General features: G+C 40.6%; 7 protein-coding genes. 4 read left to right on the plus strand and 3 right to left on the minus strand.

The genetic code is table 11. From position 1 onward, the window contains the following. Positions 1 to 208 precede the first annotated feature (208 nt). The 3 genes from CWB62_RS07055 to CWB62_RS07065 all read left to right on the plus strand — a co-directional run bounded on the left by CWB62_RS07055 (position 209) and on the right by CWB62_RS07065 (position 4,932). Entirely contained in the window at positions 209 to 2,020 is a 1,812-nt protein-coding gene (locus CWB62_RS07055; RefSeq protein WP_138528396.1) for a glycoside hydrolase family 3 protein, read from the plus strand. 1 nt (position 2,021) lies between these two features. Then, on the plus strand, positions 2,022 to 2,747 hold the full coding sequence (locus CWB62_RS07060) for a 5-oxoprolinase subunit PxpA (protein ID WP_058405420.1): 726 nt from the start codon (positions 2,022 to 2,024) through the stop codon (positions 2,745 to 2,747). Positions 2,748 to 2,907: 160 nt separating this feature from the next. Further along, a complete protein-coding gene (locus CWB62_RS07065; protein WP_058405419.1) occupies positions 2,908 to 4,932 on the plus strand; it encodes a S9 family peptidase in 2,025 nt (674 codons plus the stop codon). Between the two features lie 591 nt (positions 4,933 to 5,523). Here CWB62_RS07065 and CWB62_RS07070 read toward each other — a convergent pair. Beyond that, the gene (locus CWB62_RS07070) at positions 5,524 to 7,125 is read right to left on the minus strand and encodes an isocitrate lyase (protein WP_138528394.1); all 1,602 of its coding nucleotides are present in this window, start codon (positions 7,123 to 7,125) and stop codon (positions 5,524 to 5,526) included. A 233-nt stretch (positions 7,126 to 7,358) separates the two neighbouring features. On the opposite strand from CWB62_RS07070, the gene CWB62_RS07075 reads away from it, so the two are divergent. Further along, positions 7,359 to 9,539 carry a malate synthase G gene (locus CWB62_RS07075; RefSeq protein WP_138528392.1) on the plus strand — a complete coding sequence of 727 codons (2,181 nt, stop codon included), beginning with the start codon at positions 7,359 to 7,361 and terminating at the stop codon, positions 9,537 to 9,539. Positions 9,540 to 9,812: 273 nt separating this feature from the next. Here the strand turns inward: CWB62_RS07075 and CWB62_RS07080 are convergent, their stop codons facing one another. Next, a complete protein-coding gene (locus CWB62_RS07080; RefSeq protein ID WP_058405417.1) occupies positions 9,813 to 10,538 on the minus strand; it encodes a YebC/PmpR family DNA-binding transcriptional regulator in 726 nt (241 codons plus the stop codon). Positions 10,539 to 10,659: 121 nt separating this feature from the next. Further along, complete coding sequence (locus CWB62_RS07085) at positions 10,660 to 11,277, minus strand: HAD family hydrolase (RefSeq protein WP_138528390.1); 618 nt, start codon at positions 11,275 to 11,277, stop codon at positions 10,660 to 10,662. Between the last annotated feature and the right edge of the window lie 44 nt (positions 11,278 to 11,321).

Raw genomic sequence — 11,321 nt, forward strand, 5'->3', positions numbered from 1 at the left:
GCACATAGTGTATTTTTAATAACCAGCCAAATAACCATCTATTACACTGTGACGTTATATTTCCCCGTAGTAACTAGGCTGCGCTTATTTTGCAGTTATATAAAAAAATAGATAAGCTGCTTTCACTTGTTCATTTTATTTAGCTTTGGAGTGTATTTTGCTAAATAAGTATGTTTTATCGTCAATTATTTTTATATCTGGGTGCTTAATGCCATCACTTACTACGGTTGCAAAACCGGCTCTTTCTCTTGAGCAAAAACTAGGACAAAAGTTAATACTCGACTTTCGTTATTTTTGTGAACAAGGCGCACGTGCACATTGCAGAACACCAATGACAGAGTTACCAAAACCATTGGCACAAGCAATCAGCGACTATAACATTGGTGGCGTTATATTGTTTTCAGAAAACACCCAGTCAATTGAACAAACTATTGCGCTTAATAACCAACTACAAACCGCTGCCAGTAAATCAGCAAGCAAACTGCCGCTATTTATATCAATAGATCAAGAAGGCGGCCGAGTTGCACGGCTGCCGCGTGATGTTGCAACCTCGTTTACGGGTAATATGTCTATTGGTGCAACCTATAAACAGCACGGCGTTGACTTTGCGACTAAATCAGCAACGGTTATTGCCAAGGAGCTAAGCGCACTGGGTATCAACGTCAATTATGCACCCACCATTGATGTAAATATGAACCCAGACAATCCGGTAATAAATGTACGCTCGTTTGGTGAGAACCCACAACGTGTGGGTGAGCTCGGCGCAGCACAAGTTGCTGGCTTTGAAAGTAATGGCATAATTACATCGCTCAAACATTTCCCGGGGCATGGCGATACTCACGTTGATAGCCATACAGGGCTTCCTAATGTTGGCCACTCAAAAAGTATTATTTACGAACAAGATTTAGCCCCCTTTAAACATATTATTGCCGAACAAAACCCCGGTATGATCATGACAGCGCATATACAATATCCGGCGCTTGATAGTTCAACGTTTGTCTCTGTAGAAGGCAAAACAATGGTTAAACCCGCCACTATGTCGCGCACTATCATTACCGATATTTTAAGAGGTGAGCTTAACTATAAAGGTGTGGTAGTTACCGACGCACTCGATATGGCAGGGATCAGTCAGTTTTTTTCACCCACTCAAGCGGTTATAAATACGTTTTTAGCTGGTGTTGATATTGCGCTTATGCCAATAGAAATAAGAACTCCCGATGATATAACAAAGCTTGATGAGCTTATTAAGTCGTTAGTTAACGCTGTTAAATCAAATCAATTAGATGAGCAAGAAATATCACAATCGGCCGCGCGTATTGTTTCACTTAAAAATGCATTTGAGTTATCCACTGAGTTTGATCCTATCAATGCAGTCGTTCATGCAAAAAGTATAATAGGTAACGAACAGCACAGACAAGTAGAAGCAGAGCTTGCTCTAGCAGCAATAACACAAGTAAAAAACACACAAAATACATTGCCGCTAAATTTAAATGATGGCCAACACATACATATTATTATGCCCGACACACGCAAATGTATGGCTATGCAACAAGCAATTGAATCGGTAAGTTCATCGTCTATTACGTTCAGCTGTAGCAGCTTACAAGGGTTTGACTCTGCGAAAGCAACCCTGAGCATTAAAACCGCTGATGTTGTTATAGCGGGTAACGCCACGCCCAATCAAAGTGCGGTTGAGATTGGCGGTATGGATGACTTAGCCGATAACCCAAGCTTTGCTTTAAATAACGCAGAGCAACCTAAGGCGCTTGAGTCACTGCTTGCCATGGCTAATAAATTTAATAAGTGTACTGTATTTATAAGTTTGAGAGCCCCTTACGATATCGCCAAATTTGGCGACTATGCTCACAGTGTATTGGCCTCTTATGCTTACAATATTGATGTAGACAAGCATGAGCGTGTTTCAGGCCCAGCGTTTACCGCACTCGCTAAAGTAATAGTGGGGCAAGCCACTGCCAAGGGCACCTTGCCTGTTACCATTAAACCGCAAAAAGGCCATTAACATGAAACTCAATTGTGATTTAGGCGAAAGCTTTGGTTCATGGAAAATGGGCTTGGATGATCAAGTTATGCCGCATATTAATATGGCTAATATTGCTTGTGGTTTTCATGGCGGTGACCCAGATGTAATAGCAACAACATTAAAGTTAGCTAAACAAAACAACGTAATGGTGGGGGCACACCCAAGTTACCCCGATCTTCAGGGGTTTGGCCGACGCTCTATGGCGTTATCAACAAGCGAACTAACTAATTGTATTCATTATCAGATAGCGGCTCTTGAAGGCATGGCAAAAATACAGGGGCTAACTTTAAGCTATGTAAAACCACATGGTGCGCTTTATAACGATATGATGGCTAATAACGACCTATTAGCAACCGTTATATCTGCTGTCGCGAGCTACCCAAGCAGATTAAAACTGATGATTTTAGCCACCAAAAACGCTGAAAAACACGTTCAGTTAGCTAAACAGTTTAATGTTGAATTAATACTCGAAGCGTTTGCAGACAGGCAGTACACCGATGAAGGCTATTTAGTTTCTCGTAAGCTCGATGGCAGCGTGCTAAATAAGCACGCCTTATTGGCGCAGGTAAAACAGCTATTGCAAAATGGCAGTGTAACCACACGCTCAGGTAAGCAGCTTATGCTTAATGCGCACAGCCTATGTGTTCATGGCGACAATAATGATGCAATTGAACTCATCAAAGAAATAAAAGTACTTTGTGACTAAAGTTTACTAATACGTGAAAGCTGTAAACCCCCTTTACAGCTTTTATAACTCTACTAAATTAATGCAATCATAGAGTTAATTATGAGCTTCATCGCATTGTGCTGTTAATTTAATAATCCCTCACTTATAACTGTACATACGTTAACAACAGGGATTAATAATGAAACAGTTTTTAGCTCTTAGTCTTATATTAAGCGCAAGCCATTTAGCCAGCGCAAAAGACGATACACACACATTGCAACTTCAAGATATATTCGACTTAGAATACGCCAACCAAATAGATATTACCGACAACGGCAAAACCGTTTATTTTGTGCGAAACCGCATGGATATAAAAACAGACCGAAAAGTCGGAAACATTTGGTCTGTTGATTATAAAACCAAACAAATGCAGCCACTAACGTCTGGCGTGCATATGGACTACTCCCCTGTTTTATCGCCCGATGGTGAGCGCTTAGCGTTTATTTCTACCCGCGATGGTAGCAGCCAAATTTATATGAAGTGGCTTAAAACCGGTGCTATTGCCAAAATAAGTAATTTAACCAGTAGCCCTCGCGCTATTAACTGGACTCCCGATTCAAGCCAGCTTGTGTTCAGTATGTTTGTACCAAGCAAAACCGTAACACCTGTCAATTTACCAGGAAAACCTAAAGGGGCTACGTGGGCAGAGCCTGCTAAATTTATTGACGATGTATACTATAGAGCTGATGGCGGCGGCTACTCACAAAAAGGCTTTAATCAGTTATTTATACTTGATGCTAACGGCGGAAATGCTAAGCAACTTACCCGTGATGAATTTGATAGCGCTGGCGATGTCAGCTTTAGTAAAGATGGTAGCTCACTGTATTATTCAGCTAATAGGCATGAAAATAACCAGCTTAAACCCACAAATACTGAAGTATATAAGCTAAACCTTACTACATTAACCATTGAAGCCATCACTGATAGAAATGGCCCAGATCAACAGCCAAAAGTCTCGCCTGATGGTCGTTACCTTGCTTATACTGGCTACGATGACAAGCGCACTAATTACGAGAACACTCAACTTTATATTCGTGATTTAAAAACCGGTGATACCCAAAGCCTAACTAGCGATTTCGATCGCAGCGTTGGCCAAATAAAATGGAACGCAAATTCAAAAGGCCTCTATTTTAGCTATGCCGATGAAGGCCAAACCGCACTCGCCTACCAACCTCGTAGTGGTAAACGTAAGGTGATCACCGAAAAAATTGGCAGTGTGGCATTCGGCCGACCATACTCAGGCGGGGATTTTGATGTAAGCAATAACGGCGATATTGCTTTTACACTTGCCGACACTCAACGCCCTGCAGATATAGCAACTATTAAACGCGGTAAAACTGAGCGTTTAACCACGCTTAATAGCGATGCGCTGGGTGATAAACAACTGGCTAAAGTAGAAGAGATTTGGCTTAAATCAAGCCATGACCAATTACCTATACAGGGCTGGATTGCCTACCCGCCAGGATTTGATAAATCTAAAAAATACCCTCTCGTACTCGAAATTCATGGCGGGCCAGTGGCTAATTACGGCCCTCACTTTAGTGCCGAAGTTCAGCTTTTTGCAGCAAAAGGTAATGTGGTGTTATACATGAACCCGCGCGGAAGTGACTCATATGGGAAAGAGTTTGCACAAACTATTCATCATAATTACCCAAGTAATGACTTTGATGACTTAATGACTGGGGTTGATGCACTTATTGCAAAAGGATTTATTGATGAATCTAAACTATTTGTTACCGGAGGCTCTGGCGGAGGTGTACTAACTGCTTGGATTGTTGGTCACACTGACCGATTTGCTGCTGCCGTTGTTGCAAAACCCGTTATAAATTGGATCAGCTTTGTACTAACTGCTGACTTTTATCCTTTTTTTGCTGATTACTGGTTTCCAGGCAAACCTTGGGACCACATTGAGCATTATATGAAACGCTCGCCAATTAGTTATGTAGGTAATGTGACTACCCCTACAATGCTACTAACAGGTGAAGCTGACTACCGAACACCCATTTCTGAAACAGAGCAATACTACCAAGCGCTAAAACTACAAGGTGTAGACACCGCTATGGTTCGTATACCTGCTGCATCACATGGCATTACAGCGCGCCCGTCTAACTTAATGACTAAAGTGGCTTATATTCAATGGTGGTTTGATAAGCACAGTAAATAACTTTTCATTTGAGTTGATTATTAAAAGCCACTTTTTTAAAGTGGCTTTTGTATATATGCAAAGTGTAAACCCCCTTTACATTTTAATGACACATCTCATATCGGACTTAACCCATTTCTCAGTTAGTAAAATTTCGGTTTATAGCTTTTTTTATAACTTGAGTTAGTAAAAAACCGGTTTGAGTCACTGTTTATAGCCTTTCAGTTAGTAAAAATTTGTTTTGTGGAAGGTAAGCGTTGGTAAAAAATCGGTTTATAAATTAAGTTTAAGCGCTAAAAACAGCAAAAATTAACGCATTTCAATACTTTCATTGCTCTTTTAAGCCCCTTTACAGCAAAATAATACTTACAAAACACTTTAATTAAGCGGTTAGTTAAACTCTGATCTACAAATACGGTTAGCTAGTTAAATCGTGATCTGTGAATCTGTTGTTAGTAAAACTATGATCTACAATACCTAAGTAACCTGATGTAAGCCTTATTCCTCATAAAAAATCGCTTTAAATATGGCTAAAGACCTTGTTATTAAGAAAGACTTCATTGCGCATAAAAAAAGGGCCTTACGGCCCTTGAGTAACACTATCTAGAAATTTTAGAACTGGTTCATGGTGTTATCTTCACCACCGGCTTTTAATGCGTTATCACCAGAGAAGTACTCTTTATGTGTATCACCAATGTTTGAACCTGCTAGGTCTTGGTGTTTAACAGAAGCCTGTTCACGACGAATTTCTTGACGTTGAACATCACGCACATAAGCAAGCATGCCTAGGTCACCAAAGTAGCCCTCTGACAAAATATCTGTGCTAAGTGCTGCTGTGTGGTAAGTAGGCAGCGTAATTAAGTGGTGGAAAATACCTGCTTCACGTGCACCATCACGTTGGAAGTTCTGTACAAGTACGTCAGCAGCAGCGGCAAGCTCTGTTGCATCCATTTCTGGCGCCATCAATGCTTTGTTGTCGCCTAAGCTTGGGTATGCGCTAAGGTCGCGGCCTTCTTCGGCCCACTCTTGATAAACTTGCTCACGGAACTTAAGCGTCCAGTTAAATGAAGGTGAGTTGTTGTAAACTAGTTTAGCGTTTGGTACTTGCTCTTTAACGCGGTTTACAAGTTCAGCAATTTGTTTTACGTGCGGCTTTTCAGTTTCAATCCACAATAAATCTGCGCCCGATTGAAGGCTAGTAACACAATCAAGTACTACGCGGTCTTTCTCCGTTCCTTCACGGAACTGGTACAGACCATTTTCAAGGCGAGTTGGCTTACAAAGCTCACCGTTAATTTTCATCGCCGTATCACCCTCGTTCAAGTCCTCTACGCCATTAATAGGTGTCGTCTCTAAGAAGGCATTATACTGGCTTGCTAAATCACCTGGAGTTTGTGATACCGGTACTTTTTGAGTCAAGCTAGCACCTAATGAGTCAGTACGAGCAACAATAATACCGTTATCGATACCTAGCTCTAAAAATGCATAGCGAACCGCATTAATTTTTGCTAAAAAGTCTTCGTGAGGTACGGTTACTTTACCCGCTTGGTGACCACATTGTTTAGCATCAGATACTTGGTTTTCGATTTGAATAGCACATGCACCGGCTTCAATCATTTTTTTAGCAAGTAAGTAGGTTGCTTCTTCGTTACCAAAACCGGCATCAATATCAGCAATAATTGGAACCACGTGCGTTTCAAAGTTGTCGATTTTATCAAGCACAGCTTGAACGTCGCCGCCATTCGCTTTTGCCTCGTCTAGATCATTAAATAAGTGGTCAAGCTCACGGGCATCGGCCTGCTTTAAAAATGTGTAAATTTCTTCAATAAGCGCTGGTACAGATGTTTTTTCGTGCATACTTTGGTCTGGTAGCGGACCAAACGCAGAGCGAAGTGCAGCAACCATCCAACCACTTAAGTAAACATAACTACGTTTAGTTGTTTTTTGGTGGCGTTTAATAGCCATCATCATTTGCTGGGCAGTAAATCCATGCCAACACCCTAAAGACTGTGTGTACTGGCTTGTATCTTTATCGTAAGCGGCCATATCTTCACGCATTACGTCTGCTGTGTATTGAGCAATTTCAATCCCAGTGCGAAAACGATTTTGTAAACGCATGCGAGTTGCATACTCTGGGTTAATTGCCTGCCATGCACTACCTTGAGATTGGCATAAAGTAGAAAGTGTATCGGTTTCGCGTTGATATGTTGTCATAATAAAGTCCTTCGAACGGGTATATAAATAATATATGTTGTGAGAGTGGCAACGTTGCTAGTGCTCCGTAGCGCTTAGTTCAACATTAGGCTTATTTTTCAGATTTAGTAAATTTATAGTTTTTATTACGACTATATTTTTTGTGAATATCAAAAACACACTCAACATGACTTTTTTACGTTATTGTTGCTCAAACGCACAAATACTATGGCGACCGTTTAAGGAAGGCAATTATGACCCACACTCTCACACATTCAGGACTCAGCGTAGATTTAGAGCTTGCTGACTTTGTTAAAACTCAACTACTACCTGGTACACACTTATCAGAACACCAATTTTGGCAAAGTTTTGCAAAAATTGTTCAAACACTTACGCCAATAAACAAAGCATTACTGGCCAAACGAGAACAACTGCAGCAACAAATTGATCAATACCACAATGAAAATAAAACGTGGAATAGCGAGCAATACCAACGCTTTTTAAGTGACATTGGCTACCTTGTACCAGAGCCTGCTAATTTTAAAATTGAAACACAACAGGTTGAACCCGAAATAGCTGTTACAGCAGGCCCACAGTTAGTTGTTCCAGTAAGTAACGCACGCTTTGCACTCAATGCGGCTAACGCACGCTGGGGCTCTTTATACGACGCCTTGTATGGGACTGACGTATTAAGTGAAGATGACGGAGCCGAAAAAGGCACTACCTATAACCCTGTTCGTGGCTTTAAAGTAATGGCATACGCACGCCAGTTTTTAGACAAAGCACTCCCGCTTGAAAACGGCTCGCATATAGAAAGCACTAACTATTCTGTTGTAAACGGCGCACTGGTTATTACGCTACGTGACAGCTCTCAAACCACGTTAGCTGATCCATCTCAGTTAATTGGCTACCAGGGAGAAGCACAAAATCCAAGCGTTGTATTACTTAAGAACAACGGTTTACATATAGAATTACAGATAGATCATCATCATATTATTGGCCAAGCTGATAAAGCGGGTTTAAAAGATGTGGTACTTGAAGCGGCTCTAACCACTATTATGGATTGTGAAGACTCTGTAGCCGCTGTCGATGCACAAGACAAAGTACAGGTTTATAAAAACTGGCTTGGTTTAATGCAAGGTAATCTGGTTGAATCGTTTAAAAAAGGCGATAAAGTCGTAGAGCGTACGCTGCAGAGCGACAGAACATATACCTCTATTGATGGCACCGCTATAACACTTAAGGGCCGTAGTATGATGTTTGTCAGAAACGTTGGCCATTTAATGACAAACCCAGCTATTACTGACGTTTACGGAGAGCCGGTTTTTGAAGGCATAATGGATGCAATGTTTACTGCCACAGCTGCCCTACATGACTTAAATAAAACGTCTGGTGTAAAAAATAGCAGTGCACAGAGCATTAATATTGTAAAACCTAAGATGCATGGCCCAGAAGAAGTTGCGTTTACAAGTACACTCTTTACCCATGTAGAAGAGGCATTAAACTTACCAAAAAACACCTTAAAAATGGGTATTATGGATGAAGAACGTCGTACATCTGTAAACTTAAAAGCATGCATAAATGAAGCAAAACAACGTGTTGTATTTATTAACACTGGCTTTTTAGACCGTACAGGCGACGAAATTCACACATCAATGCAAGCGGGTGTTGCGCTCCCTAAAGCCGAAATAAAACAACAGCCGTGGATCTGTGCTTACGAAGATCGCAACGTCGATATTGGCCTTGCCTGTGGATTAAGCCAAAAAGCTCAAATAGGCAAAGGTATGTGGCCTATGCCTGATAAAATGGCGCTAATGATGGAGCAAAAGTTAGCACACCCTAAATCGGGTGCTAATACAGCATGGGTGCCCTCGCCTACTGCTGCAACGCTGCATGCTATGCATTACCATGATATAAATGTTTTTAGCGAGCAAGACGCAATCGCTCAGCGTGCCATAGCGAGCCTTGACGACCTGCTTACTCCACCACTGATGCAAGACCCATCGTCACTTTCAAAAGAAGATATACAAAGTGAGCTGGAAAACAATGCGCAAGGTATTTTAGGTTACGTCGTAAGATGGATAGACCAAGGTGTAGGCTGCTCTAAAGTGCCAGATATTAACCATGTCGGACTAATGGAAGACAGAGCAACACTTAGAATTTCAAGCCAACATATGGCTAACTGGTTATTGCATGGTATATGTACACAAGAACAAATTACATCCACAATGGCAAAAATGGCTAAGGTAGTAGACGGCCAAAACGAACACGATAAAGCCTATACCCCAATGGCCAGCAGCCCTGAAACACTAAACAATAGTATTGCGTTTCAAGCTGCCCTCGCCTTAGTACTTGAAGGAACAACACAACCTAGTGGCTATACTGAACCGTTATTACATAGCTACCGTATACAGTATAAGTTACAGCAAAGTTAATACACTCCAAATGTTTAACGCTGTATCTTAATTGTTTATTTCGTGTCAAAACCAGCCTCAGGGCTGGTTTTTTATTATTTAAATTAAATAACAAGCACACCGGTATTCATATCAATGTGTATAAATACAATAAAAAGTGCACATTTTAAAATAGAAACACATAAATCAATAACCTCTATGAATACCTAACATTTCTGTAAATACAAAAAAGCGTGTTTTGCATACACAAAACACGCTTTTTAATTTTATTTGCTATAAATAAACGAAGTTAGGTTATTTTTTTATAATTGCATTGTGATAAACATTTTGTACATCATCACAGTCTTCAAGCATGTTTATAAATTTATCGAAGTTAGCAATAACCTCTTCGTCCTCAATATCAATGTTAACTTGAGGGATAAAAGTAATTTCGTCTACCTCAAAGTTAATACCTTCAAATGCGTCTTCAAGCGCTGTTTTAGCCTTAAAGTATTCTGTAGGCGGTGCAAAAACCGAAATTTTTCCATCTTCAGCCTCTACATCAGCAACGTCAACGTCTGCCATCATTAGCGCTTCTAATACAACTTCATCGTCATCGCCTGCAAAACCCAATACCGCGTAATGATCAAACATGTGCGCTACACAACCAGGTGTACCTATTTTTGAGTCAGTTTTAGTAAACGGCAAACGCACATCTTTAATTGTTCTGTTTGGGTTATCGGTTAAGCAATCAACAATTACCATACAGTTGCCAGGGCCATAACCTTCGTATCGAGCAACAGCATAGTCCTCTCCAGCTCCACCGGCTGCTTTTTCTATTGCTTTGTCGATAACATGTGCAGGAACTTGATCTTTTTTAGCTTTTTCGATTAGACGACGCAAAGTTTGGTTTACTTCAGGATCGGGTTCACCATTTTTAGCCGCAACGTAAATTTCTTTACCGTACTTTGAATTTACTTTTGTTTTTGCATTGGCTGTTTTGATCATAGAACTTTGACGAACTACAAATGCTCTGCCCATTATGTGCCTCTAATAAATACATTACTTTTTAATATTTTAACAATTCAAAGCGAGTTGGGCTAGTAAACCTTACGTGCATTTTATAGGTAATGTATACAACTGAAATAAATCAGCGGCTAATTTAACATAACTCTACTTTTTTAGCGTAGCTTTCAACTAAAGCAACTAAGTCGTAAAAATCATGCAAAACGTAATCGGCTTGATCTGCGTAAGACGGCGTTTCATCTGGAGCATATAAGCATGCACGCATTTTAGCATTGTGTGCTGCCTGAATGTCGTACAAATAATCGCCCACATACAGCAGGTTATCAGCACTTATGTTCCAAAGCGTAGCAATGGCATTTAATGCACTCGGATCAGGTTTAGCGGGTGCATCACTTCGTGTAAGCACTGTACTGATAGGAAGGGGGTTATTTTTTAATTTAAGTGCAGCGGCTTTGTCAAAATTGCGCGTCACGATTGCCATCGGAATATTTCGTTCATGTAAAAGTGCAATGGCTTCACTTACGCCAGGTAGTAACGTGGCATGTTGAGCGTCTAGTAATTCATGCTGATGAACTATGTTCATTGCCTCTTCGCGCATGTAAGGAGAAGGAAGTTCCGCTATAAAGTCGAGTAAATCTTCGTTATCGGGACAGCCAATTTGGGCTTTAATAAGTGAAAAGTCGAGCTCTGAAGATACTAATGTACCATCTAGATCAAAAATAACACCATGGATAGCCTCTACCTGAGTCGTCATACCAATCCTTGTTTGTGAAAATAATTAGTTAAGCTTTTTTCAAA

The sequence above is a fragment of the Pseudoalteromonas sp. S408 genome, assembly GCF_005886645.1.
Taxonomy (GTDB): domain Bacteria; phylum Pseudomonadota; class Gammaproteobacteria; order Enterobacterales; family Alteromonadaceae; genus Pseudoalteromonas.

What these genes read in the sequence shown, in the direction of transcription:
- CWB62_RS07070 (WP_138528394.1), bottom strand. Translation starts at nt 7,125, where the DNA reads ATGACAACATATCAACGCGAAACCGATACACTTTCTACTTTATGCCAA.
- CWB62_RS07085 (WP_138528390.1), bottom strand. Translation starts at nt 11,277, where the DNA reads ATGACGACTCAGGTAGAGGCTATCCATGGTGTTATTTTTGATCTAGAT.
- CWB62_RS07060 (WP_058405420.1), top strand. Translation starts at nt 2,022, where the DNA reads ATGAAACTCAATTGTGATTTAGGCGAAAGCTTTGGTTCATGGAAAATG.
- CWB62_RS07080 (WP_058405417.1), bottom strand. Translation starts at nt 10,538, where the DNA reads ATGGGCAGAGCATTTGTAGTTCGTCAAAGTTCTATGATCAAAACAGCC.
- CWB62_RS07075 (WP_138528392.1), top strand. Translation starts at nt 7,359, where the DNA reads ATGACCCACACTCTCACACATTCAGGACTCAGCGTAGATTTAGAGCTT.
- CWB62_RS07065 (WP_058405419.1), top strand. Translation starts at nt 2,908, where the DNA reads ATGAAACAGTTTTTAGCTCTTAGTCTTATATTAAGCGCAAGCCATTTA.
- CWB62_RS07055 (WP_138528396.1), top strand. Translation starts at nt 209, where the DNA reads ATGCCATCACTTACTACGGTTGCAAAACCGGCTCTTTCTCTTGAGCAA.